This is a genomic window from Pseudoalteromonas sp. NH0006-46 (assembly GCF_057547735.1).
In genome coordinates, this window is the sequence record NZ_BAAJML010000001.1 from 853,477 (window position 1) to 877,970 (window position 24,494).

Genomic DNA, 24,494 nt, shown 5'->3' on the forward strand with positions numbered 1-24,494 from the left:
AGTCTATTTTTCTTTTAATGCGCGCAATTAGCCGAACCGGCATTCATTAAATAAAAGAGAAAGATAAATGAAAGAGACAACATCACTAGAACAAGCTCGCACGAGTTACAATGTTCGTCATTGGAGCCAAGGTTTTTTTGGTATTAATGATCAAGGTGATGTGTATGTTGCGCCAAAGGCTCACGCCCCAGAGCAAACTATTGCACTGACAGATATTGCAAAACAACTAGAAGAAAAAGGCTTGAGCTTACCGGCTTTAGTACGCTTTCCACAAATTTTACATCATCGTGTGCACAGTTTATGTGGTGCATTTAATACTGCGATTGAAAACTATGGCTACCCAAAAGACTACTTATTAGTTTACCCAATTAAAGTAAACCAACAACGCGAAGTAGTTGAAGAAATAGTAGCAAGCCAAGCCGAGTTAGAAAAAAAACAATTAGGCCTAGAAGCAGGCAGCAAACCAGAGCTTTTAACTGTTTTGGCAATGGCAGAAAAAACCAGTGCAGTGATTGTATGCAATGGCTACAAAGACAAAGAATATGTGCGCTTAGCACTTATTGGCGAAAAGCTAGGCCACAAAGTATACATAGTGCTTGAAAAGCTCTCTGAGCTCGACATGGTGCTTAGCCAAGCAAAAGCGCTAAATGTTAAACCACGTATTGGTATTCGTGTACGTTTAGCATCGCAAGGTAAAGGTAAGTGGCAAGCAAGTGGCGGCGAAAAATCTAAATTTGGTTTATCTGCGTCGCAAGTACTGCATGTGGTGAACCGTTTAAAAGAGGCCGACCAGCTTGATTTAATGCAACTTGTGCATTTTCACTTAGGCTCGCAAATGGCAAACATCCGCGATGTGCGTTTAGGTGTAAGCGAGGCAGCGCGTTTTTACTGTGAGTTACGCAAATTAGGCGCAAGTATTGAGTGCTTAGATGTAGGGGGCGGTTTAGCGATTGATTATGATGGTACACGCAGCCAATCTCATAACTCAATGAACTATAGCTTAGCAGAGTATGCAAATAATATTGTGTACACCATAGGCGATACGTGTAAGCAGTACGCGCAGCCCATGCCGACTATTATTTCTGAGTCGGGGCGTGCGCTAACGGCGCACCATGCGGTACTTATATCAAACGTGATAGGCACAGAAAGCTACGTACCAGAGGAGCTAAAAGCGCCTGCAGCAGATGCACCACTTTTATTAAATAATATGTGGGCGTCATTTGTTCAGCTAACCGATTTAACTGACGACCGTGCACTGATTGAAATTTATCACGATAGCCAAGGCGACTTAGCAGAGGCGCATAACCAGTTTGCACTTGGGCTTTTAGATTTAACGCAGCGTGCGTGGGCAGAGCAAGTTAATTTACGTATTTGTTATGAGCTTAACAAACACATGGATAACAAAAACCGTTTTCATCGCCCGATTATCGACGAGTTAAATGCGCGTTTAGCTGATAAGTTTTTTGTAAACTTTTCGCTTTTTCAATCATTGCCTGATGCGTGGGGGATTGATCAAGTGTTTCCGGTATTGCCATTAAGTGGCTTAACCGAAGCACCAAAAAAACGTGCTGTTTTACTTGATATAACCTGTGATTCAGACGGCGCACTTGAGCACTATGTTGATGGCCAAGGCATTGAAAGCACATTACCGGTGCCTGAGTACAGTGCTGATAAACCTTACCTAATGGGCTTTTTCTTAGTGGGAGCGTATCAAGAAATTTTAGGTGATATGCACAATTTATTTGGCGATACACACAGCGCCATTATCAATATGGATGAGCAAGGCGTTGCCAGTATTAGCGAAATAAATCAGGGTGATACCGTAGCTGATATGATGCGTTATGTACATTTAGATGTTGAGAGCTTTCAGCAGTCGTATGCGCAGTTAGTGTCTGCAAAAATAGATAAAAAAGAACAGCAAAGCGTTTTAGACGAGTTGCAAAGCGGCCTTAATGGCTACACTTATTTAGAAGAGTTATAAGCAATGTCTAGCTTGTTTGGTCATGTTGACCACTCGTTGTATTCAAACGGGATGACGTTTTTACGTCGTCCTATGGTGCAAAATATTAATGCCATTGATGCAGATGTCGTTGTATTAGGCTTACCGTTTGACTTAGCAACATCGGGCCGTCCCGGTGCTCGCTTAGGACCCGATGCTATTCGCAGAGCGTCAGTACATTTAGCCTGGGAAGACACTAAATACCCGTGGACATTTCCTTTATTTGAGCGTTTAACGGTTGCAGATGCAGGTGACTTTACTTATCCAGTCGGCGACCCAGAGTATTTTACTGCACAGCTAGAAATGGCCGCAGAGCAAATACTTCGTCAAGGAACAACGCTGTTAGGTCTTGGGGGCGATCACTTTGTAACGCTTCCGCTTCTGCGGGCACATGCAAAGATTCACGGCAAAATGGCTTTGGTTCATTTTGATGCGCACACCGATACTTACAGCAACGGTTCGCGTTTTGATCACGGCACTATGTTTTATCATGCACCCATGGAAGGGCTGATTGATGTAGAGCACAGTATACAAATTGGTATTCGTACCGACTTTGATCAATCAAAGCATGAGTTTGCAGTGATTGATGCAATGCAAGCTAACGATTTGCATGCAAATGACATTGCAGCGCAAATACGTGAGCGAGTAGGTGACTTACCCGTTTACCTAACGTTTGATATAGACTGCCTTGACCCGGCATTTGCACCAGGCACCGGCACACCTGTATGCGGTGGTTTAACATCTGATAAAGTACTTAAAGTACTGCGCGCGCTAAAAGGGATAAATATGGTGGGTATGGATGTGGTAGAGGTATCACCTTCGTACGATCAAAGTGAGCTTACCGCAATTGCGGCAGCAACCATTGCGAGCGAATTACTGCATTTGTGGACCCACAAGAACAAGTACTCACTCTAAACATGCCCCAATAATAAAAGAGGATAAAATCCTCTTTTATTATTTAGAGGTACCGATTACTTAACTGTTTAATTTCTTTTAGCCATATAAAGCTTAAGGCAATAAGTGGCACGTTGGTAGTAACTGGATTAAATGCTTCTATGAGTAAACTAGGCTGCATGACCGCAACGGCTCCTAGCAGGCCGCATAGTGCGAAAATATTTAACCAAACCAGCTGTTTATTTTTATAAAATATTATTATTAACAGCCCAAAAATAACCTCGGCAATACCCGCGCTACGCGTAATTAAATCAGACACCTGTTCAGAATAGCCTGCACTGCCAGTCATTAATTTTTCAAGAGGGGCGATATGATAAATCTTCGGGAAAAAGCCATGATACATCCAACTCAGCCCCACGATATAGCGTGCCATTTGTATATAACCGCGGTTATTTCCTAGCATTGTCTATTCGCTCCTGTGAGCTGGGGTGGCTCGATAAATATTCGAGTAAGTTATTCACCTTTTTAAGGTGTTCGTTCTCAGTGGTATGCGCACCCTGTAATGCTTCAATTGCATCGGCAAAATCGTTGCTTGAATAGCCTAAGTATTCTAATTGAGTCAATGCATAGCTGTCGGCTTCTCGTTCCATATCTCGTGAAAATCCTTGTTGAGCAAACGATGCCCCCGTACCTAAAGCGACTTCTGCAATCCCTTCTAAATCACCAAATATAACGGCAAGTACAATTGTGCTGGCAGCCGATTGTGCTGTTATGCGAACACTATGCTGGTGGACGATATGACCAATTTCGTGAAGTAACACAGCCTTTAGCGCATTGGGTTTATCGGCTAGTAAATTAGCTAATTCATCAGTAACCACAATACGGCCATGAGGGAGTGCAAACGCATTAGCCCCAAAGCTTTGGGATTTATAAAACGAAAGCCTATACACCGACTTTTCAAGTGCAAGCGCATCAAGCATGGTATTAAAATTCTGCTGCACTGTGGCTTGTTGCTCGGCAGATAACTCGGTTGGGTCGAGGGCTAATTTTTCAATTACAGCAAAACTCTGCTCACCCATTTGTTCAACAACGCTATGCGGTAGGGTATCAACACTGTACACAGCAATTGCGGGCACAACTTTGTATAGCATTAACCACATAAAAAGTGGTGTAGCTACAATTGCCGCTATAATAGCCCATTTACTTTTTTCAAGGCGCTCTAATAGGTCGTGCTTATTGGTTTTAAAAGGCCAGCGATAATTTACATCACTTGGAATGAAGCGACTGCCATCATTAAAACGCAGTTCATCAGCAAGCCCGGCCAGGCCAGACGTGAGTGTTATATCGCTTATTGCATAGCTTGAAATAAGCTGATCATCGTGGCTAATTTCAACCAAAGTGTCGCGAATATTAGCGGCACCCTGTTGATAATTACTTGATGCTTTGGGGAAGTAATGTCCCTGTACGTGCATAGTAATCTCTTAGGTTAGCGATAAATCTATATCAAATACATTAGCCGCTTCTTCGGCAAAGGATGACTGCTGCTCTTGCGTTGTATCGATTAAGTTTAATGCGCCAGGGTATATATCAACAGTTGTGGCCTCGGCAAGCATTTTTGATGTACGAATTTGTGTCCAGGGGTAAGCAAGCCCCAATGACAACACAATAGCTAGCATGTTCGTTAAAAGTAAAATGGCATAAGGAATAGGTTTAAGTTCAGACTTAAACGATGCAACATCTTCAAATTGGCTGTTATTAAAAATATGATTTCGAATGGCCGCTTTCCACACTGCGGTTACTATGGCAATCATCACAACATAGGCAATCATTAATCCACCAAACATAATTCCCATTTTGACTGGGTCTTGAGCCGCTTGTTGATTTTCAACATTGAGTAAATCAAGTCCAAAAAGTCCTAAAATAGCCATAAATATCACCATAGTGATAGAGCTCACTACAAAACAAATAAGCGCTGTTAAGTAGTAAGTTTCACCTTTGAGCTTTACGGCTAATGGTTTATTGCCGTAACTAATATTACTGTGAATGTAATTATCTATGCGCTTTAAAACATAAGGCATTAATAAATAAAGTGTAAATACACTGGCAATCGGTAACAGTATAAAGTTAACAAAGGCTTCGCCGTAATCGCCTTTGAATGCAAAGCGCACATTACGATGACGGGTCATACGCATATTAAAGCGCAGGCCTTGGTTAATAATCCACGGCATTAAAAAAATAAAAGCGATGGCAAATAAAAAGCCTATCAGTGGAAAAAAGCTGACAGCAAAGGTGTAAATTAAAAATACAATGACCGCTAAAATACGGCCTTTTAAAATTTGCATTGGAGTAGCTAAGTAGTCAAAGCTGTGGCCATCTATACGAGTGTGCCCATAAAAATAGCGCATTGTACGCACTTTTGCCCAGGCAGAATAAATGCCCAATGTTAGTACGCTTAGTAAGATATTAACTATCCAAATACCAAAAAATTCACCGCCCTTGCCACTAAATTGCACTTTGGAGCTAGATAGTGGGGTAAGTGGTTGACCGTTAGGTTCGTTTGATTGTGAAGGGGTTGGGTGTATTGATTCCATTAAAAGCCATTCCATGTTGTTTTTTTGTTAATTTACCGATTTTAAGTGCAAAACTCAATATTTATCACAGCAATAGCGCTGTTTTTTCTCACTATAAGGTGTGTTCAAACTAGGTGATACATTTTTTATAATGAACTCTGTTATACTGAGCGGATAATTTTATGGGGCTGCTATGATTTCAAAAAACCAACTCAAACTTATTCGCCAACTTGGCCAAAAAAAGTACCGAAAGCAATATAATCAATACCTTGTACAAGGCGAAAAAAACGTACTTGAGTGTTTAAATAGTTCTTTAAACGCAGTTGTTATATTTGCTACGCAGGCGTTTATAAATGTTCATCAAAGCCGTTTTCCAAACACCCATATCATTGAAGCAGACGAAGACGCGTTGACTAAAGCGAGCACCCTTGTAAGTAATAATGCAGCTATTGCAATTGTTGATATGCCCAAAGCCGACTTACCCAATATGAATGGGTTAATATTGGCTCTTGATGGCGTGTCTGATCCAGGCAATTTAGGCACTATTATCAGAGTTGCTGATTGGTATGGGATTAAACATATTGTTACTAGCACAGACAGCGCAGATGCCTATAACCCAAAAACAATTAGTGCCACTATGGGGTCATTTGTAAGAGTATCTGTAAGCCAAGTTGAATTACCTGAATATTTACAGACTTTAAATTTGCCAATATATGGCGCATTTTTAGATGGTGAAAGTGTGCATAAAACACAATTCAGTGGTGAGGGTGTTTTGCTAATGGGCAGTGAATCGCATGGGATACGCGAAGCTTGTGCAGGTTTAGTGACCGATAAAATAACAATTCCTGCATTTGGCGAGGCCGAGTCGCTCAATGTTGCTATGGCAACAGGGATTATTTTAGATAATTTTAAGCGCCAAGCTTAACAAACGCATGTTTTTTAAGTTAAATTGCCCATGAATAACAACAATAATAAATTGGTAAAACAACAAGATGCGCTTAAGCACTATTAAATTAGCGGGCTTTAAATCGTTTGTAGAGCCCACTAAAATACCGTTTCCAGATCAAATGACCTGCGTTGTTGGGCCAAACGGCTGTGGCAAATCTAACGTTATTGATGCAGTGCGATGGGTGCTAGGCGAAAGCTCAGCTAAAAACTTGCGTGGCGATGCCATGACTGATGTTATTTTTAATGGGTCAACTAATCGGAAAGCCATTTCTCAAGCTTCTGTAGAGCTAATTTTTGATAACTCATTAGGCGAGCAAGAATTAAAAAATACCTTCGCCGATAGAAATCAAATAGCGATTAAGCGTTTAGTAACACGCGATGGGCAATCGTTATATTTTTTAAATGGCAGCAAATGCCGTAAACGAGACATAACCGATATATTTTTAGGCACGGGTCTTGGTCCTCGCAGTTATGCGATTATTGAGCAAGGGATGATATCGCGCTTAATTGAAAGTAAACCTCAAGAGCTGCGCGTATTTTTAGAAGAAGCCGCAGGCGTATCTAAATACAAAGAGCGCCGCCGCGAAACGCAAACGCGGATCAAAAGTACCCGCGAAAATTTAGAACGTTTATTAGATGTTCGTAAAGAGCTGCAAAGTCAACTCGATAAATTGGCAGTTCAATCACTTGACGCTAAAAAATACCGTGAACTTAAAGCAACAGAGCGCACATTAAAAGGTCAAATAGCTGTTTTAAAATGGCAAAAACTTCATCAGCAACAAATAGACAAAAGCGAGCAAATAAAAAAGCTTGATGAGCAAATTAGCTTTTTTAAAACGGCCCACTCAGGGCACGATGATGTGCTTGCAACACTTGAAGGCGAAGTACAAGCTCAGCAAGATAAATTAAGTGATGCGCAGCACCAGCAACATATTACTCATACCGAGTTAACTCGAGCCGAACAGCAAAAAATCAGTATTAAACAACAAATACAATCACTTAAACAAAGCTTAATAAAATTACAACAACGTCAAACAGACAGCCTTGATCAAAAAGCGCAACAGCAGCATATATGCGAAGAACTTGATGAAGCACTGCAAGCGGCAATAGAAAGCAGTGTAATGTGCGAAGAGCAAGTGGATGAACTGTCATTTGAACTTGAGGGACTACAGACCGCTAAGCAGCAGAGTTATTCGCATTGGCAAACACTCAACGAACAACAGCAGCAATTTAATACTCAGGTGCAGTCGCAAAGTAGTGAAATAAAGCACACGCAACAGCAAATAAACCATGTCAATGAGCAACTCAGCCAGTTAAATTCGCAGCTTGATGAACTAAAAAATAATAATATAGAACAGCAGCTGGTCGAGCAACAACGCCAGCGCCAAACACTTACTGAGGAGCTTGCAAAAAATCAAAGTGCGCTTTCGCAATGTGAAGTTATACTGACCCAACAAAATAAGCAGGTTGATGAAACCCAAGACCACCATACAACGCTGACACAAAAAGAAAACGAGCTGAGCGCACGTATTGCAGGCCTTAAAAGTGCATTGGGGTTGGATGAAGACGTCACTGATTCAGCAGGACTCTTAAGTCAACTAATAGTGCAAGATGGTTTTGAGCCATTAATAGAGCAAGCACTTAAGTCGCTTACACATTTAAGCGTCACAGAGCAGCAATCACCTAATAGCGTATGGCCAAGCGGTCAGTCTTTACTTAAGCCAAGCCTGGCTGATTATATTACCGCTGGCGTATACCCAGATTTACTCACACGAATTGTTTACAGTGAACACGCCGATTTAACGGTGTTAAACGATGACTATTACATTGCGGTGATGGATAAAAACGGCGCGTTGCATGGCCGTAATTGGCACGTAAACGCGGATAGCAACACAAACAACTCATTGCTAATTAAACATAAGCAACTTCACGAGTACACCCATGAGATCACACAGACTAAAAGTGAACTTGAAAAGGTAACAAGCGAACTTGAACAATACATTGCACTACAAGCAGAGCTTAATACCGAGCAAAAAGCGCTTAAAGAGGTTATTCATCAGCTTGCCCAACAGATTGCTATTTCAAGTACCCGAAGCGATATGCTCACAGAGCAGGTCACTCAATATCAACACCAGCTATTAAAAATAAAAACTCAAGAGCAAACGATAAGTGCGTCACTTTTGCACCTTAATAAGCAGCTTGAAGAACAAACAGAGCAATATGAACTATTTGCTGAGCAGCAATTTAATTTAATAGATGAAACTGAGGCTGCTAATGATGAGCGCATGCAAAGCCATAAAAACTATAGCCAAGCACTCAGTGCGCTAGAGCAATACAAAACGCAGGCTCATCAGGCAAGTTTAAGTCAGCAAAAAGCACGCAGTGAGTGGCAATTAAGCCAAACAAAATTAAGTCATGCAGAGCAAGCCTATAATGAGGCGAAACAAGGAGCTGAAGAATTAGTTTTGGAAATTGAGACGCTACTTATTCCAGAAGAAACACTCAGTGAATCAATTTTAACGTTATTAGAAACGCATCAACATGGCGAGCAATTACTAGCGCAATTACAAAACGATTTATCACAAGCCAAAGACGCCTTGAATACCAAGCAAGCTAGTCTTAAAAATTCTCAGGGTGAGCTGCAAGGACTTCAAGAACAACATCAAAAATTAACACTTGAAGAGCAGAGCTTATTAATAAAGGCGCAAGCTTCACTTGAGCCATTAGATGAGCTTAAACAAAGCCTAAAAGCAGTACTTGAAATATTACCTGACGACTTATCCTTAAATGCAGCGCAAAACCAATTAACAGGTATTACAAATCAGCTAGACAGGCTTGGTGCGGTTAACTTAGCGGCCATAGAAGAGTTTGACGTTGCAAAACAGCGAAGTGAGTATTTAGATAACCAGTTAGAGGATTTAACCAAAGCGTTAAATACCCTTGAAGGGGCTATTCGAAAAATTGACACCGAGACAAAAACACGCTTTAAAGCCACGTTTGATCAAGTAAACGAAGATTTTGCGCAGCTGTTTCCTAAAGTTTTTGGCGGCGGTAGTGCGTATTTGGAATTAACCAGTGACGATTTACTTGAAAGTGGTGTTAGTATAATGGCACGGCCGCCAGGTAAGAAAAATTCAACCATTCACTTGTTAAGTGGTGGAGAAAAAGCGCTGACGGCATTATCATTAGTGTTTTCTATATTCAGGCTAAATCCAGCGCCATTTTGTATGCTGGATGAAGTTGACGCGCCATTAGATGACGCAAACGTTGTACGCTTTTGCCGTTTGGTAGAAGAAATGTCACAATCAGTGCAGTTTATTTATATAAGCCATAATAAAATTGCAATGGAGATGGCGGGGCGTTTAACCGGTGTTACCATGGCAGAGCCGGGTGTATCACGAATGGTTGCTGTAGATATTGAACAAGCGGTGCAACTTGCACACGCATAAATTTTTATAACACGTGTATTAGTTTTTGATTACTATACAGAGTTTAGGCATAACAAATAATAAAAGGTGAGGGGATGGCCGAACAATTAAGATGGGTTTTAATCATTATCAGTGTGATTGTCATTGGTGGCTTATTAGTCCATGGTTTATGGTCTGTAAGAAAAAAAGACAGCCCAGATACGTCTGTTAAAGAACGGGTTGAACCACTCCAAGAAAGCCCCGCAGCTTCATCTCATTCATATAGTCAAAAAACTGAGCAAAAAGAACCGGTTATTAGTGAGCGTGACGAGCCACAGTTAGGGGAACTTAACTTTGATGCTAATGAGCCCCAAATAGAGTCTAGCGTGCCAGAGGTGCCTATTGAGGACGATCTAAGTGTTGTTGATGATTTAGAGTCGGTTGAGCAAACTGATCAACAACCACAAGAGCCAGTACCGGATTTTGTTATTGTACATATACAAATGCCTGAAGGGTTAACTATGCAAGGCAGCAAGTTATTACCCGCTGTAAATACGCTCGGTTTTAAATACTCAGAGGAAGGCTTTTTTAACCGTCATTTAGACCCTGCTGGCCAAGGGCCCGTGTTGTTTAGATTGGTTAATATGTACAACCCAGGGACGTTCGATATAGATAATATGGAACAGTTTAGCACCGCTGGGGTCAGCTTATTCATGACCTTACCGTTTGACGGAGACGGGTTAGCAGCGTTTAATATGTTGCACAGTGCGGCTAAAAAAATAGCCGACGAATTCGGCGCGCATATATTAGACGCAGAGCGCGAAGAAATGAGTGTTGAGCGTGTAAGACAGTATGTTGAGCAGGTTCGTGCTTTTTCAGCGTAACAATTTGTAATATATAATTTTTATAAGCCACTGGGCGATATCGTCAAAGTGGCTTTTTTATGTTTTTTGAGGTTTAAATGTCTAGCAGCATTAGTGAGCAAATTAATCATCTTCGTACCCTATTAGAGCAGCACAATTACAATTATTATGTGCTTGATACCCCAAGCATTCCAGATGCTGAATACGATAGGCTATTACGCGAACTCAGTGCGCTTGAAACACAAAACCCTGAATTTTTATCTGCCGATTCACCGACTCAAAAAGTAGGTGGCGCAGCGCTTAGCAAGTTTGAGCAAGTCGCCCACCAAGTGCCCATGCTATCGCTCGATAATGCATTTAGCGAAGACGAATTTACAGGCTTTAATCGCCGAATCAAAGATCGCTTAATGAGCACCGATGAGCTTACTTTTTGCTGTGAGCCCAAGTTAGATGGCTTGGCTGTGTCGATCATTTATCGTGATGGGGTGTTGGTACAAGCTGCAACGCGGGGTGATGGCTTTACTGGTGAGAATATCACTCAAAATGTAAAAACAATTCGTAACGTGCCTCTTAAATTACGTGGAGACTTCCCGAAAGAGCTTGAAGTGCGTGGCGAGGTATTCATGGATAGCGCAGGGTTTGAAAAGCTCAATAGTGAAGCGCAAAAGCGTGGCGAAAAAGTATTTGTAAACCCACGTAATGCAGCCGCAGGTAGCTTGCGTCAACTAGACTCTAAAATCACCGCCAAACGCCCACTGATGTTTTATGCATACAGCACTGGTTTGGTTGCCGATGGCTCAATTCCTGATGATCATTTTCAGCAATTAGAAAAGCTAACTGATTGGGGTTTACCCCTTTGCCCAGAAACAAAGCTGGTGGAAGGGCCACAAGCTGCTTTAGATTACTATGGTGATATTTTAACGCGTCGTAGTGAGCTTAAATATGAAATTGATGGCGTGGTAATAAAAGTTAATAATAAAGCCTTACAAGAGCGTTTGGGCTTTGTGGCGCGTGCGCCTCGTTGGGCTATTGCTTATAAGTTTCCGGCGCAAGAAGAAGTTACTCAACTACTTGATGTAGAGTTTCAAGTTGGGCGCACGGGTGCAATTACGCCTGTTGCTCGTTTAGAGCCTGTATTTGTAGGCGGTGTAACGGTGTCTAATGCAACGCTTCACAACGGTGATGAAATTGCTCGCTTAGGTGTTAAAGTTGGTGATACGGTGATTATTCGCCGTGCTGGCGATGTAATTCCGCAAATAACGCAGGTAGTGCTCGATCGCAGACCCGCAGATGCAAGAGATATTGTGTTTCCATCAGCTTGCCCAATTTGTGATTCCCATGTAGAAAAAGTCGAAGGTGAAGCTGTAGCTCGTTGTACTGGCGGTTTAGTGTGCCCGGCACAGCGTAAGCAAGCTATAAAGCATTTTGCATCTCGCAAAGCATTAGATATTGATGGCCTTGGCGATAAAATTGTTGATCAATTAGTGGACCGTGAGCTTATAAAAACACCCGCTGATTTATTTATACTAAAGCAAGGCCATTTTGAATCACTCGAACGCATGGGGCCAAAATCGGCTAAAAATTTGGTCACTGCTTTAAACGAAGCAAAAGCCACCACGCTTGCTAAATTTTTATATTCATTGGGTATACGAGAGGCAGGTGAGGCAACGGCACAAAATTTAGCAAATCACTTTTTAACGCTTGAGAATATTATTAGTGCCAGTGTCGATAGCCTGACACAAGTAAGCGATGTAGGTGATATTGTGGCATCGCATGTGCGAGGTTTTTTTGACGAAGAGCACAATTTAGCGGTCGTCAATGCGCTTATTGAGCAAGGCATACATTGGCCTGCGCTGAGTGCACCATCGAAGGATGACCAACCGCTAGCAGGGCTTACTTATGTACTTACAGGTACGCTTAACACACTTAATCGCAATGATGCAAAAGCGCGCTTACAACAGCTAGGTGCGAAGGTGTCAGGCAGTGTATCTGCTAAAACCGATGCCTTAGTAGCGGGTGAAAAAGCGGGCTCTAAACTCACAAAAGCTCAAGATTTAGGAATAGATGTCCTGACAGAGGATGATTTAATCGAGCTGCTTAAAAAGCATAACGGCTAGGGAAGTAGTAATGAGCCGATACGGACCCCAATACTGGGATAAATACGGGAGTTATCGTACGCCCGTTGCGTTTCACTTAAGTGTAGTGGTGTTGCTGCGTGCTTATTTTATTTGGGTTATTGCGGCACTAAGCCGCCGACCAGAGCTTGACTTAATGTCGTTATTTTTTAGAGCTAAAAGCGACTTTTTTATTGCCATTGCTATTGGCAGTATTGCGATAATTCCTACATTGTTATTTTGTTTGCGCCGTCCACGTGATTCACATAAAGCCACTGACCGGTTGGCAAGTATTTGGCGGCATATGCGCTGGCCATTAATTGTTTGTGCGCTGATAGATTTAACGTGGTTAATAGTACAAGCGGCACATAGCCATTATCGGTTTTCGCTTTTTTTAGCGGTGCAAATGGTTATTGTGTTTTGGGTGCTTTGGTATTTAGTTAAAAGTCGGTATTTAACTGTGTTTTTTAAAGATTGGCCTGAGCCAACAGAAAAAGCATCAGATGATAAAAAACAGCTTAAAAAGGATTCATAGTGGACGCAGTAAACAAAAAAATAGCATTAATAATTGCAATTATTGGTTTTGTGCTTGTTGGTTTAATGCTTGCCTATGAGTTATCAGACGTTATGTGGTTTAAAGTGTTGATAGGTGTATGGGTGTTTGTGTTTTGTTCTAGCATGTACAGGCTTACTCCATTATTTAAAGCGCGAAACCGCTTAGAGCATTTTGTTCAACGCGATGCGCAGCACTTATTAGTATTTAGCTTAATGGGCTTTTTTGATAAAAAACATGGGCCTAATTGGCTGGTTATACAAAGTATTGAGCGCGTAGTAAGCAAAGATGATGAGCTTATTATTTGTAGCAATAATGATCGGCAACTAAGCGTTAGCTTACCAGTTAAAAAAGCGGAGTTAGAGGCGTTCATGCAGCGGATTTTTACTACTGCAGAAAAGCAAACGATTACCTTTGAGCAAGCTTGATCGACGCACCATTTGACCTCGTAATAAAAGGTCTAGTTATATAACCTGATCTTTGATTTATAAACGTTAATTATCCAGAGCTTAGATTATTTACCCTATTCGTAATACAGGTTTTCATGAGGTTACTATGTTGAAATGGAACGATGTGATTAATTTTGCCAAAAATGGCAATCCGACACCCAGTAAAAAAGTTACTAAAACAGACGAACAATGGCGTAAACAATTGTCAGAAAACGAATACTATGTAACGCGTATGAAAGGAACAGAGCGCCCTGATATGTCTGGTAGTTGTACATTGTTAGAGCCTGGTAAATATGTGTGTGTGTGTTGTGATAATTTATTGTTTGATGCTGACGAAAAGTTTGAAAGCGGAACTGGCTGGCCTTCATTTACTCAGCCGGCAAGTATAGAAGCAATTGGCTACGTACGTGATGTTAGCCATGGCATGGAGCGTGTAGAGGTTGTATGCAATGTGTGTGATGCGCATTTAGGGCATATATTTCCAGATGGCCCATTACCAACGGGCCTTCGATACTGTGTTAATGGCGCCGCAATGAAAAAGCTTTAGTCTTTGAGGTTTAGCTTCATCTCTTTTGCTTGATTCATAATTTTATCTAAACGCTGCGTTTGATCGGCAGGCAAATCGGATTTGTCTAATAAGGTGTAGCACTTTTTAGCAAGCCCGATATTCAATGAACTGCCACTTTGTTTGGTTGAATCAAATAAGCATTGTAATAAATTAAGTGCAATGCTTTGATTACGTGGCATCACTCTGAACGCATGCGTAAATGCTTCTAGTGCTGTATTCAGTTGGCCTTTGTTAAACTGGGTCACAGCATGGTTATTAAGTTCTTTTGGCCCCATTTTAATATCACGTCTTTCACTTTGCTGTTGCTGTATATAACGTAAATAGGTGGGTTCGCTCGTAGTCGGGTGTCTTTCACAATGATTAATTATTTGCGTAAATAACATTTGTGCTTTTTGATGAAACCCTAGCTCATGAAAGGCTTTTGCTTTATCAAGTGCGCCATCGACTGAACGGATTATTGAGTCGTCATCTTCTAATTGCTCAATGAGCTTCTTCGCTTTTTGATGTTCATCTTTTAAATAATGAAGCCGCGCATTAAGCACATCAATTTGCGATTGATTAGTGCTGTTAGGAAATTGGGTTTTTAAATCGTTTATATATTTATTTGTTTGCCTAGAAATGCGCTGCACCTGATCGGTTTGATCTGTCGTTAATGCAAAGTCAATTCCTGCTCGAGCCGCATTTAAGTATATATCGGGATGATCGTAAATAGAGTGCTTAGCAAAGTTTGCTATATCTTTTTGTGTTAGGTAATTTTTTTCGTAGTCGTGATTAATTAACGAGACCGTGCTTAGCGATTTTTGACGCGATATATTTCGTGGCGCAATTGTGGCAGCTTGGCTCAAAAAGTCTTGGGCCAATTCAAATTGATTCAGTTTAATTTCTAACCGGCCTAGTAAGTCTAATGCAACAAGACGGGTTTCTTGACGTTCTAGCATGGTTTTTAACATGCGTTGCGCCAAAATATGCTCGTTATTGGCTATAAGCGCTTCTACTAGCCCCACTTTAGCCCAGGCGAATTTTTGAATATCGAGCACAGATTTAAAAAAGTCTTTGGCCTCTTGGGCGCGTTTTAACCGAAGAAGAGCATCACCTTTCAGACGAAGTAGAATAGGGCTGTAATTATTGTCTTTTCTTTCAAGTGCCGCATCAATATATTTTATGGCTTTTGAGTCGTTACCATCATCGATGAGCGTGTATACGGTTTGAAGATCGTGTTTACGCTTTAATATACGTTCAATTCGGGTCTTTAGTTCTTGCGCTGTAAAAGGCTTAACCAAAAAGTCATCGGGTTGAAGCTCAAGTACACTGTGTACTAATGAGCCACTTGTTTCAGCTGAAATAAAGATAAAGCCAGTAGAGTTTTTTATGAGTTGTTTAACTCTTAGCTCTTCGTATAACTGGTAACCGTCTTGGTGTTTATTTAGGTTGAAGGAACACACAATTAAATCGAACGATTCACTTAAACATTGCTCTTTTGCTGAATTGGCATGATCAGCAAAGCTCAACTGCCGAAAGCCAAGTCTTTCTAACGATTGTTTCATATAGCTTTGAGCAAGTGGCTGCTCTTCGACTATTAGTATTTTGGCTTTTGAAAATATCTTAGTTGGCATTGGCTTAAGCGTTATCACTTTTAACACAGACTATAATCAACAGTTTAGCTGCTTACAAGGGAATTTAAATGTTAGCTGTATTTATTAGGTAATTAGGTTTAACTAATACGTTTATATGGTCATAAAGTGTCATTTTTATTCAGTGCTGTAATGACGGGTTATATTTGCAATTTTAATAGGGATTAAATATTAGGCTGTGGTGATTAAATTATTATGCCTAAAGGGCAGTGATGCTCTTTTTTCTGATGGCTGAGTTAATTATGCAGATAAGCGTTTATAAAAAGTAGAGAAATAATTTAGAGTAGATATTAAAGAGGTAGTTATATGTGGTGGGTGATACTGGACTTGAACCAGTGACCCTCGCCTTGTAAGGGCGATGCTCTCCCAACTGAGCTAATCACCCACATATAATAGGTATGACTTAATATAATTTGGTGGGTGATACTGGACTTGAACCAGTGACCCTCGCCTTGTAAGGGCGATGCTCTCCCAACTGAGCTAATCACCCAAATTATATATTTAATATGCACCACTCTAAGAATGGTGGGTCGTACTGGACTTGAACCAGTGACCCTCGCCTTGTAAGGGCGATGCTCTCCCAACTGAGCTAACGACCCATATTAAATTTAAAACGTGACTATTAATATAATAATAGGTTTATATGTGGTGGGTGATACTGGACTTGAACCAGTGACCCTCGCCTTGTAAGGGCGATGCTCTCCCAACTGAGCTAATCACCCACATATAAATTTTTGTAATATGCACCATTCTAAGAATGGTGGGTCGTACTGGACTTGAACCAGTGACCCTCGCCTTGTAAGGGCGATGCTCTCCCAACTGAGCTAACGACCCATATTACATACTATTATCTGTATAGATAGTACTGGACTTTAACCAGTGAACTTCGCCGTCTTTTATAAAAAGCGGTGATGCTCTCTTTTCTTGTAACTGAGCTAACGACTCATATTACAATTTAAATGACTATTTATATAACAGGCTTTATATGTGGTGGGTGATACTGGACTTGAACCAGTGACCCTCGCCTTGTAAGGGCGATGCTCTCCCAACTGAGCTAATCACCCACATATAATTTATAGCGCTACTATTATAATAAATAGTACTGGACTTTAACCAGTAAACATCGCTGTTACATGTCAGTAGCAGTGATATTCTCTTTTCTAACTGAGCTGATAGCTCATGTAGAATTTAGATGCGAACACTTATAAAAAGTGGTGGGTGATACTGGACTTGAACCAGTGACCCTCGCCTTGTAAGGGCGATGCTCTCCCAACTGAGCTAATCACCCGCATCTAAACAACATCACATTGCTGCGTTGTTGTGGGGCGCTATTATAGATAGAGTTGGAAATGTGTCAACACTTGAATGATAAAAATGTACTGAATGAAGGTTTTATAAACAACAGGATATAGCTTGCGTCTATTTAATAGGCAGAATATGTTGGGTAGTATAAAAATGTGGCGCACTTGTGGTATTTATAAATATCATTTGCATCTATCCAGTTCTTCTTAGGGGGAATGTACAAGCGATTGTTTTTTGTTGGCCATTTAATCGCTCCCTAATGAGGGGATATACTTTTTGTTACCGGCTTGAGAAGTTAACAAATAAAATACGGTTCAAAGAAAAATATTTTAAAGCGCAATCATAGAAATCATTTATTGTTTTACTACGTTTAGTTAATTGGTCTGTCGGAACGAAAGTGCGATGTTAGGTGAGTTTTCTTTAAATTATATTTGCAAAGTTTGAATTGCATATAAATGTATACCTTTTGAGGGGAGAGTAGTGAATTACAATTCACTGACTGGTAACGCCACATAAAATAAAAGTGTAGGGGAGTCGCATTAGGGTAATGATTTTAATCAAATTGTGTTTTTTAGCATGCTTGATAGCCAGTTTGTTGAAAATTAAACCATTTAAATAAAGCTGGATAAAAAACTGTTGACTTTATTTTGGGTGGTGCATAGAATGCGCCCCGCACTAAGCAATACACGACGTATTTATTACGGCGAGTGTTGATTAAGTTGGGGCTATAGCTCAGCTGGGAGAGCGCTTCGCTGGCAGTGAAGAGGTCTGCGGTTCGATCCCGCATAGCTCCACCAATTATTAGTGTTTGTCCTAGGGTAGCAGTTTTCTGCGTCCCCATCGTCTAGAGGCCTAGGACACCGCCCTTTCACGGCGGTAACAGGGGTTCGAATCCCCTTGGGGACGCCATCTAGTTTATACTAGAGGTGGTTATACCAAGAGAGTAGCGTAACACTTAAAGCTCGAGTCTTTACTTGTAAAATACGCATTACCTTAGAAGCTCACGATATGAGTTAAACTTATCAAATGTCCTAGTGACACTTTTTAGTGTCCCCATCGTCTAGAGGCCTAGGACACCGCCCTTTCACGGCGGTAACAGGGGTTCGAATCCCCTTGGGGACGCCACTTACTATTATATAGTAGGGTAGTGTTATTAAAGCTCGTCTGAATCGAGTCTAAACTTTCAGTTGTCCTAGTGACACTTTTTAGTGTCCCCATCGTCTAGAGGCCTAGGACACCGCCCTTTCACGGCGGTAACAGGGGTTCGAATCCCCTTGGGGACGCCACTTACTATTATATAGTAGGATAGTGTTATTAAAGCTCGTCTGAATCGAGCCTAAACTTTCAGTTGTCCTAGTGACACTTTTTAGTGTCCCCATCGTCTAGAGGCCTAGGACACCGCCCTTTCACGGCGGTAACAGGGGTTCGAATCCCCTTGGGGACGCCACTTACTACTATACAGTAAGGTAGTGTTATTAAAGCTCGTCTGAATCGAGTCTAAATTTTCAGTTGTCCTAGTGACACTTTTTAGTGTCCCCATCGTCTAGAGGCCTAGGACACCGCCCTTTCACGGCGGTAACAGGGGTTCGAATCCCCTTGGGGACGCCATCTACTATTTTAAGTGCAGTATAAAGCAGTGTGACACCGCACTCTCTATGCACGCCGTTATCAAGAGTGCTAATCTCTTGGGGACGCCACTTACTATTATATAGTAGGGTAGTGTTATTAAAACTCGTCTGAATCGAGTCTAAACCTTCAGTTGTCCTAGTGACACTTTTTAGTGTCCCCATCGTCTAGAGGCCTAGGACACCGCCCTTTCACGGCGGTAACAGGGGTTCGAATCCCCTTGGGGACGCCACTTACTATTATAGAGTAGGGTAGTGTAATTAAAGCTCGTCTGAATCGAGTCTAAATTTTCAGTTGTCCTAGTGACACTTTTTAGTGTCCCCATCGTCTAGAGGCCTAGGACACCGCCCTTTCACGGCGGTAACAGGGGTTCGAATCCCCTTGGGGACGCCATCTACTATTTTAAGTACAGTATTAAAGCAGTGTGACACCGCACTCTCTATGCACGCCGTTATCAAGAGTGCTGATCTCTTGGGGACGCATTTACTTTTCTAAAGTAGGTCAGTGTTATTAAGATTTAAACATACCTCACAAAGCATTTCCCATAGTCATATATAAATTACCTTTCAAAGTTAAATATTTAGCTCTATCAGATCACAGCTCTAAAAACATTTATATCAACCCGCAATAATACTTAATCATTTTGCTGAGCTAAACGTGTCACAACCCACGTTAAAAACTCTTATTTAGAAAAAATAAAGAACGATTTTTTGCCTTGCTACTAAAACATTTTTCTACCCTCAAAATAACTCAATAAATTAAGCGAATTGGTATTAATTAAAGTATCTGTATTTTTTATTCAGGGCTAATAAATATTCTACTTGTTAGCATGTATAAAACTTCCAAAGAATGAGGAGGATTTATGGCAAGTGGATGGGCGCGTGATGGCGCAATTCAAGATCAAATAGATGCTAGTGTTAATGATGCAGTGCAATACGCAAGAAGTAACCTAATTTCAGGAGCGAGCGCTGAGCTTTGTGATGAGTGTGACGAGACGATACCACAAGCAAGAAGGTTAGCGTTGCCAGGCGTGCGCTACTGCATTTCATGCCAAGCGGAATTAGAAGGGCTACCAAGTAATTCTAACGCGTTTAATCGCCGTGGTAGTAAAGATAGTCAATTACGATAAAGGTGCTCAAGGCACCTTTTTTTATGGGTAAAATACCACCCGTGATTATTTATGACTTTTTCTGAATAAGCTCTATTGAATACCCATCAGGGTCTTTAACAAATGCAATTTGAGTTGTTCCACCTTTAACTGGACCGGGCTCTCGGCTTACATTACCACCAGCAGCTTTTATGTCATCGCATGCTTTGTATATATCATCAAATTCAATTGCGATGTGTCCGTAGGCATCACCTTGGCTATAGTTATCTTGATCCCAGTTATATGTGAGCTCAAGTACCGTTGTATCTTTTTCATCGCCATAACCAACAAAAGCCAAAGTGTAGCGGTACTCTTCATTTTCAGAGCGTCTAAGCTCTTTCATGCCGAGAATGTGGGTGTAAAACGCGATAGATTTTTCTAAATCAGCAACGCGAAGCATAGTGTGTAATAAGCGCATTTAAGGAACCTCAGGCTTTATTTTGATGTAATTCATCGGCTATATCGATTTCTAAAAACATATTTAGAGACAGCTGATTATTTTATAAGTTTTAAATTATATGAGGGCAGGAAATGTGTATTACAAGCAAAAAAGCTTTCTTTAATATTAAAGTCTGTCGAATTGAATCATCTGTTGTTGATATATGGGTTAACAGTTTAACTTAATTACCAATTTGGGCTTTTCATATGGCTGGTTAGCCAATTATTTGTGCTTATTGGTCAACCTCCCAAGGCCTATTCGTTTAAATATTATTTAAAATCGTTTTGATATGAAAATTTAATTTAATAGTTTTTATCATATTGTATTTATTGAATTATATTATTTCTATTAACTTTTGGTTGTAACTCCCCAGCTTACAAAAATAACTTATTGGTTGACAATAAAGGCGTTTGGTAATAATGTTTTTACATACCAATTGGTAACCTCCTAAGCGTTGTTGCTAAATGGCTTAGTAAATAATCAGAGTTACACATGATTATATAAGTAAATAAGAGATAAAAAAATGCTGTGTTTAATGAGAGTTAGACAAGCTATTTTACTTACTTTAAAAAGTACAAACCTTATTCTATTTATCTAATAAAGTGGCTCTACTGAATTAAAAAAAGACAGAGCGTACCTATTTTATGGGGTAACTAACTACTCACTCTCATAAAAGTTTGCGCCATCATATCTAGGAGTTATTCATGTCAAAACCTGTAATCGGTTTCATCGGTCTAGGCCTTATGGGCGGCAATATGGCCGAAAATTTACAAAACAAAGGCTATGAGCTGATTGTTATGGATTTGAGTAAGGATGCAGTTGCTGCATGTGTCGCTCGAGGCGCAAAAACAGCAAGCACAGCAAAGGAACTAGCTTCAGGTGCAGATATAGTAATGCTTTGTCTAACAACGTCAGCTGTTGTTGAAAAAATAGTTTACGCTGACGACGGTATTTTAGCGGGCATTAAAGAAGGCGCAGTACTTGTTGACTTTGGTACATCAATTCCATCTTCAACTAAAAAAATTGGCGCTGATTTAGCTGCAAAAGGTGCTGGTATGATTGACGCACCGCTTGGTCGTACACCTGCACATGCAAAAGATGGTTTATTAAATATTATGGCTTCTGGCGACATGGCAACTTTTAACAAAGTGAAGTCAGTGTTAGAAGATCAAGGCGAGAACGTTTTTCACTTAGGTGATTTAGGTGCTGGCCACACGACAAAGCTGATCAATAACTTTATGGGAATGACAACCGTATGTGCAATGTCACAGGCATTTGCAGTTGCAGAACTTGCAGGTGTTGACCGTCAACAGTTGTTCGACATTATGTCTACCGGCCCGTCAAATTCTCCATTCATGCATTTTTGTAAAAACTATGCAGTAGACAACGTAAGCGACCTTGGCTTTTCTATTGCTAATGCAAATAAAGACCTTGGTTATTTTTTACAAATGGTTGAAGACTTAGGTACTCAATCAAAAATTGCTGAAGGGTCGTCTGCTAACTTACAAGCAGCATTTGACGCAGGTATGGGCCAAGGTAACGTGCCAGAAATTTTCGATTACTTCAAAAAACTAGAAAAGTAATTTTTAGCTCTAAAGCGCTTTAGGTTTTTAATTTAAAGCGCTCAAACACTCATGACACCAATCGATTTAAGTCTTTATGTATTGTCAGCACAATAACGCCTGACAGCGCATTTACTTAGTCACAACGAAAAAGAGTTAACTATGCGTTTGATTAGTACAATAAAGCTTAGTCTAGTTCTCATCGGTTGCCTATCTACACAAATAGCGGCCAAAGATTATTTTGTAGACAACAAACAGGATTTTAACGATATTGCGGCAAACTTAGTTGCAGGCGATAACGTTGTTCTTAAAGATGGAACTTGGCTTGATTTCGAAATTTTATTACAAGGTCAAGGCACAAAAAATGCACCTATTACGTTAACAGCCGAAACACACGGCAAGGTTATTTTATCAGGCCAATCTAATCTTCGTCTTGCGGGCCAGTACCTTGAGGTTTCGGGCTTAGTTTTCAAAGAGGGTTATACGCCAAGTTCAGCGGTAATAGAGTTTCGTCGCAATAAAAAAGAGTTAGCTTACCATTCACGAGTTACCAATGTTGTAATCGATAATTATAATAATCCAGATAAACGAGAGTCAGATTACTGGATAGCGTTGTATGGCCAACACAACCGATTTGATCATAGTCACCTAGTAGGTAAAAGAAATAAAGGTGTTACGGTTGCTGTAAGATTAAATAGCGAACAAAGCCAGCAAAATTATCATCAAATAGATCATAACTTTTTTGGTTACCGTCCTACTTTTGGCTCTAATGGTGGTGAAACCCTGCGTATTGGCACCAGTCATTACTCACTAAGTGATTCATTTACAGTAGTTGAAAACAATTATTTTGAACGCACTAACGGTGAAGTAGAAATCATCTCGGTAAAATCAGGTAAAAACCAAATTCGTAATAACGTATTTTTTGAATCTCGCGGTACGTTAACCCTTCGCCATGGTAATGGCAATGTAATTGAAGAGAACATTTTCTTTGGTAATGGCGCAGACCACACTGGCGGTATTCGTATTATCAATAAAGACCAAGTTGTAAGAAATAACTACCTTGAAGGGCTCACAGGTTACCGATTTGGTAGCGGGTTTACCGTGATGAACGGTGTACCAAACTCGCCAATTAACCGTTACCACCAAGTTGAAAATGCAACCATAGAAAACAACACCTTTGTAAATGTAAGCCATGTACAACTTGCTGCAGGTAGTGATGCAGAGCGAAGTGCAGCACCTATTAACAGCGTAATGAAAAATAACCTGATTATTAATCAAAATGGCGAGCAGCCATTTACTGCATTTGATGATGTAAGTGGTATTGCTTTGACCAACAACGTTGCAAATACCACTGTATTAAAAGAGCTTGCTTATGGTGTTAAAAAGCAAAATGTAGCACTTAGCAAAGCAAGTAACGGCTTACTTTACCCTAAATCAAGTAAAATGAAAGCAGGTGCTAAACGTGGTTTAACGGTGCTAAAAAAGGACGATACCGGCGTCAGTTGGTATCCAAAAATAGCGCAGGTTGTTGAGTTTGACTCAGGTAAAACGCATCAAGTTAAAGCAAATGTAACCGACTTACTTAATGCAATTAATAACGCCCAATCCGGAGATGTGCTAGCGCTTGCTGATGGCCAATACGATGTATCAAAACTTATTAAGATTAGAAGAGCACTTACTATTAAAGCTAAAAACCCAGGTAAAGCAAAGCTCACTTATCAGCGTTCTACTTTATTTGAAATTCACGATGGCGGTAGCTTAAAGCTAGATGGTTTAGTTATCTCTGGTGAAAGCGCACCCGATGCCATAGGCAACAGTGTAGTTCGTACTCAAAAATGGGGTATGGTCGATAACTACCGTTTTGAAATTCATAACTCACAATTAATTAAGTTAGATATTAATCACTCGTTTCACTTTTTTGTAACGGGTAAAGGTGCAATGGCTGATGAAATTACACTAACAAATAATACTTTTAACAACGTAACCGGTGACATATTACGCCTTAACACAGAAATAGAAGACTTAGGTATTTACAACGCTGAATACGTTACTGTTATTGGTAACAACTTTAATGATGTAAAAGGCGGCTTGCTAAAGCTATACCGAGGCGGCTCCGATGAGAGTACATTTGGTCCTCACTTTGAAATGAAAAACAACACGCTAAATAATGTTGGCCTTGGAAAACGCAACAAAGAAAAGGCCAGTATTTATGTTCATGGAGTGCAGGTAACTGAAATTGAAAATAACGCATTTGTTAATTCAGCCCCCGTTGTAATTGAGCACACTGTTGGCGAGCCAATCACTGAGGTATCGCGCAACACATTTGATGCAACATCCGCCCCAAGTGTTAAAGAGCTTAGAATCGCAGGCCCTCATACCGCAATACTTGTAGATAACAACGTGATAAATAAGGCGCTGTGAA

17 protein-coding genes and 15 tRNA genes are annotated in these 24,494 nt (G+C 40.6%); 20 read left to right on the forward strand and 12 right to left on the reverse strand.

All coding sequences use genetic code 11. The features are described 5' to 3' along the window. The first annotated feature begins 67 nt into the window (after positions 1-67). Positions 68-1,981: a biosynthetic arginine decarboxylase gene (gene speA / locus AC27I2_RS03980; protein ID WP_487203533.1), complete on the forward strand. Its 1,914-nt coding sequence runs from the start codon at positions 68-70 to the stop codon at positions 1,979-1,981. Between the two features lie 3 nt (positions 1,982-1,984). Then, complete coding sequence (gene speB, locus AC27I2_RS03985) at positions 1,985-2,914, forward strand: agmatinase (protein ID WP_058403352.1); 930 nt, start codon at positions 1,985-1,987, stop codon at positions 2,912-2,914. A gap of 43 nt (positions 2,915-2,957) precedes the next feature. On the opposite strand, the gene AC27I2_RS03990 is transcribed toward speB, so the two are convergent. The 3 genes from AC27I2_RS03990 to AC27I2_RS04000 are packed head-to-tail and all read right to left on the reverse strand — an operon-like array spanning position 2,958 to position 5,484. Beyond that, on the reverse strand, positions 2,958-3,356 hold the full coding sequence (locus tag AC27I2_RS03990) for a DoxX-like family protein (RefSeq protein WP_058403351.1): 399 nt from the start codon (positions 3,354-3,356) through the stop codon (positions 2,958-2,960). Further along, a complete protein-coding gene (locus AC27I2_RS03995) occupies positions 3,343-4,365 on the reverse strand; it encodes a M48 family metallopeptidase (protein ID WP_487203534.1) in 1,023 nt (340 codons plus the stop codon). The genes AC27I2_RS03990 and AC27I2_RS03995 overlap by 14 nt, the downstream gene beginning before the upstream one ends. A 9-nt stretch (positions 4,366-4,374) precedes the next feature. After that, the gene (locus tag AC27I2_RS04000; protein ID WP_487203535.1) at positions 4,375-5,484 is read right to left on the reverse strand and encodes a YjgN family protein; all 1,110 of its coding nucleotides are present in this window, start codon (positions 5,482-5,484) and stop codon (positions 4,375-4,377) included. Between the two features lie 172 nt (positions 5,485-5,656). Between AC27I2_RS04000 and AC27I2_RS04005 the strand changes: the two genes are divergently transcribed. The 7 genes from AC27I2_RS04005 to msrB all read left to right on the forward strand — a co-directional run bounded on the left by AC27I2_RS04005 (position 5,657) and on the right by msrB (position 14,344). Then, positions 5,657-6,388, forward strand: a complete 732-nt coding sequence (locus tag AC27I2_RS04005; protein ID WP_487203536.1) for a TrmH family RNA methyltransferase — start codon at positions 5,657-5,659, stop codon at positions 6,386-6,388. Positions 6,389-6,455: 67 nt separating this feature from the next. Next, complete coding sequence (locus AC27I2_RS04010; protein WP_487203537.1) at positions 6,456-9,860, forward strand: chromosome segregation SMC family protein; 3,405 nt, start codon at positions 6,456-6,458, stop codon at positions 9,858-9,860. Positions 9,861-9,934: 74 nt separating this feature from the next. Next, positions 9,935-10,702, forward strand: coding sequence for a cell division protein ZipA (gene zipA / locus AC27I2_RS04015; RefSeq protein ID WP_487203538.1), 768 nt, complete (start codon positions 9,935-9,937; stop codon positions 10,700-10,702). Between the two features lie 77 nt (positions 10,703-10,779). Then, a complete protein-coding gene (gene ligA, locus AC27I2_RS04020) occupies positions 10,780-12,798 on the forward strand; it encodes an NAD-dependent DNA ligase LigA (RefSeq protein WP_487203539.1) in 2,019 nt (672 codons plus the stop codon). A gap of 10 nt (positions 12,799-12,808) precedes the next feature. Then, positions 12,809-13,330 carry a DUF2919 domain-containing protein gene (locus AC27I2_RS04025; protein ID WP_487203540.1) on the forward strand — a complete coding sequence of 174 codons (522 nt, stop codon included), beginning with the start codon at positions 12,809-12,811 and terminating at the stop codon, positions 13,328-13,330. Further along, positions 13,330-13,776 (forward strand): hypothetical protein, encoded by a 447-nt coding sequence (locus tag AC27I2_RS04030; protein WP_058403343.1) that lies wholly within the window; start codon positions 13,330-13,332, stop codon positions 13,774-13,776. The genes AC27I2_RS04025 and AC27I2_RS04030 overlap by 1 nt, the downstream gene beginning before the upstream one ends. A gap of 127 nt (positions 13,777-13,903) precedes the next feature. Further along, positions 13,904-14,344, forward strand: coding sequence for a peptide-methionine (R)-S-oxide reductase MsrB (gene msrB, locus AC27I2_RS04035; RefSeq protein ID WP_058403342.1), 441 nt, complete (start codon positions 13,904-13,906; stop codon positions 14,342-14,344). Here the strand turns inward: msrB and AC27I2_RS04040 are convergent. The 8 genes from AC27I2_RS04040 to AC27I2_RS04075 all read right to left on the reverse strand — a co-directional run bounded on the left by AC27I2_RS04040 (position 14,341) and on the right by AC27I2_RS04075 (position 17,284). Continuing rightward, the gene (locus tag AC27I2_RS04040) at positions 14,341-15,978 is read right to left on the reverse strand and encodes a response regulator (protein WP_487203541.1); all 1,638 of its coding nucleotides are present in this window, start codon (positions 15,976-15,978) and stop codon (positions 14,341-14,343) included. The genes msrB and AC27I2_RS04040 overlap by 4 nt on opposite strands. 327 nt (positions 15,979-16,305) lie before the next feature. Further along, positions 16,306-16,381, reverse strand: a tRNA-Val gene (locus AC27I2_RS04045). 29 nt (positions 16,382-16,410) lie between these two features. Next, a tRNA-Val gene (locus tag AC27I2_RS04050) sits at positions 16,411-16,486 on the reverse strand. A 33-nt stretch (positions 16,487-16,519) separates the two neighbouring features. Continuing rightward, a tRNA-Val gene (locus tag AC27I2_RS04055) sits at positions 16,520-16,595 on the reverse strand. A 47-nt stretch (positions 16,596-16,642) separates the two neighbouring features. Further along, positions 16,643-16,718 (reverse strand) — tRNA-Val (locus AC27I2_RS04060). A gap of 36 nt (positions 16,719-16,754) precedes the next feature. Beyond that, positions 16,755-16,830, reverse strand: a tRNA-Val gene (locus AC27I2_RS04065). Between the two features lie 154 nt (positions 16,831-16,984). Then, positions 16,985-17,060 (reverse strand) — tRNA-Val (locus AC27I2_RS04070). 148 nt (positions 17,061-17,208) lie between these two features. Then, a tRNA-Val gene (locus AC27I2_RS04075) sits at positions 17,209-17,284 on the reverse strand. A gap of 735 nt (positions 17,285-18,019) precedes the next feature. Here AC27I2_RS04075 and AC27I2_RS04080 point away from each other — a divergent pair. From AC27I2_RS04080 to AC27I2_RS04120, 9 genes are all read left to right on the forward strand, one after another. Beyond that, positions 18,020-18,095: transfer RNA gene (locus AC27I2_RS04080), tRNA-Ala, on the forward strand. Between the two features lie 36 nt (positions 18,096-18,131). Then, positions 18,132-18,207, forward strand: a tRNA-Glu gene (locus AC27I2_RS04085). 140 nt (positions 18,208-18,347) lie between these two features. Then, positions 18,348-18,423 (forward strand) — tRNA-Glu (locus tag AC27I2_RS04090). Positions 18,424-18,508: 85 nt separating this feature from the next. Further along, positions 18,509-18,584 (forward strand) — tRNA-Glu (locus AC27I2_RS04095). Between the two features lie 85 nt (positions 18,585-18,669). Beyond that, positions 18,670-18,745: transfer RNA gene (locus AC27I2_RS04100), tRNA-Glu, on the forward strand. 85 nt (positions 18,746-18,830) lie between these two features. Then, positions 18,831-18,906 (forward strand) — tRNA-Glu (locus AC27I2_RS04105). Between the two features lie 174 nt (positions 18,907-19,080). Continuing rightward, positions 19,081-19,156 (forward strand) — tRNA-Glu (locus AC27I2_RS04110). An 85-nt stretch (positions 19,157-19,241) separates the two neighbouring features. Further along, positions 19,242-19,317: transfer RNA gene (locus AC27I2_RS04115), tRNA-Glu, on the forward strand. Between the two features lie 469 nt (positions 19,318-19,786). After that, the gene (locus AC27I2_RS04120) at positions 19,787-20,053 is read left to right on the forward strand and encodes a DksA/TraR family C4-type zinc finger protein (protein WP_058404109.1); all 267 of its coding nucleotides are present in this window, start codon (positions 19,787-19,789) and stop codon (positions 20,051-20,053) included. Between the two features lie 49 nt (positions 20,054-20,102). Here the strand turns inward: AC27I2_RS04120 and gloA are convergent, their stop codons facing one another. Then, on the reverse strand, positions 20,103-20,489 hold the full coding sequence (gloA, locus tag AC27I2_RS04125; RefSeq protein WP_058404110.1) for a lactoylglutathione lyase: 387 nt from the start codon (positions 20,487-20,489) through the stop codon (positions 20,103-20,105). A gap of 725 nt (positions 20,490-21,214) precedes the next feature. On the opposite strand from gloA, the gene AC27I2_RS04130 reads away from it, so the two are divergent. Both AC27I2_RS04130 and AC27I2_RS04135 read left to right on the forward strand, forming a co-directional pair. Beyond that, positions 21,215-22,093: an NAD(P)-dependent oxidoreductase gene (locus AC27I2_RS04130; protein WP_008131457.1), complete on the forward strand. Its 879-nt coding sequence runs from the start codon at positions 21,215-21,217 to the stop codon at positions 22,091-22,093. A gap of 141 nt (positions 22,094-22,234) precedes the next feature. Next, positions 22,235-24,493, forward strand: coding sequence for a polysaccharide lyase 6 family protein (locus AC27I2_RS04135; protein WP_487203542.1), 2,259 nt, complete (start codon positions 22,235-22,237; stop codon positions 24,491-24,493). Position 24,494 lies beyond the last annotated feature (1 nt).

What these genes read in the sequence shown, in the direction of transcription:
- speA (WP_487203533.1), top strand. Translation starts at nt 68, where the DNA reads ATGAAAGAGACAACATCACTAGAACAAGCTCGCACGAGTTACAATGTT.
- speB (WP_058403352.1), top strand. Translation starts at nt 1,985, where the DNA reads ATGTCTAGCTTGTTTGGTCATGTTGACCACTCGTTGTATTCAAACGGG.
- AC27I2_RS03990 (WP_058403351.1), bottom strand. Translation starts at nt 3,356, where the DNA reads ATGCTAGGAAATAACCGCGGTTATATACAAATGGCACGCTATATCGTG.
- AC27I2_RS03995 (WP_487203534.1), bottom strand. Translation starts at nt 4,365, where the DNA reads ATGCACGTACAGGGACATTACTTCCCCAAAGCATCAAGTAATTATCAA.
- AC27I2_RS04000 (WP_487203535.1), bottom strand. Translation starts at nt 5,484, where the DNA reads ATGGAATCAATACACCCAACCCCTTCACAATCAAACGAACCTAACGGT.
- AC27I2_RS04005 (WP_487203536.1), top strand. Translation starts at nt 5,657, where the DNA reads ATGATTTCAAAAAACCAACTCAAACTTATTCGCCAACTTGGCCAAAAA.
- AC27I2_RS04010 (WP_487203537.1), top strand. Translation starts at nt 6,456, where the DNA reads ATGCGCTTAAGCACTATTAAATTAGCGGGCTTTAAATCGTTTGTAGAG.
- zipA (WP_487203538.1), top strand. Translation starts at nt 9,935, where the DNA reads ATGGCCGAACAATTAAGATGGGTTTTAATCATTATCAGTGTGATTGTC.
- ligA (WP_487203539.1), top strand. Translation starts at nt 10,780, where the DNA reads ATGTCTAGCAGCATTAGTGAGCAAATTAATCATCTTCGTACCCTATTA.
- AC27I2_RS04025 (WP_487203540.1), top strand. Translation starts at nt 12,809, where the DNA reads ATGAGCCGATACGGACCCCAATACTGGGATAAATACGGGAGTTATCGT.
- msrB (WP_058403342.1), top strand. Translation starts at nt 13,904, where the DNA reads ATGTTGAAATGGAACGATGTGATTAATTTTGCCAAAAATGGCAATCCG.
- AC27I2_RS04040 (WP_487203541.1), bottom strand. Translation starts at nt 15,978, where the DNA reads ATGCCAACTAAGATATTTTCAAAAGCCAAAATACTAATAGTCGAAGAG.
- AC27I2_RS04120 (WP_058404109.1), top strand. Translation starts at nt 19,787, where the DNA reads ATGGCAAGTGGATGGGCGCGTGATGGCGCAATTCAAGATCAAATAGAT.
- gloA (WP_058404110.1), bottom strand. Translation starts at nt 20,489, where the DNA reads ATGCGCTTATTACACACTATGCTTCGCGTTGCTGATTTAGAAAAATCT.
- AC27I2_RS04130 (WP_008131457.1), top strand. Translation starts at nt 21,215, where the DNA reads ATGTCAAAACCTGTAATCGGTTTCATCGGTCTAGGCCTTATGGGCGGC.
- AC27I2_RS04135 (WP_487203542.1), top strand. Translation starts at nt 22,235, where the DNA reads ATGCGTTTGATTAGTACAATAAAGCTTAGTCTAGTTCTCATCGGTTGC.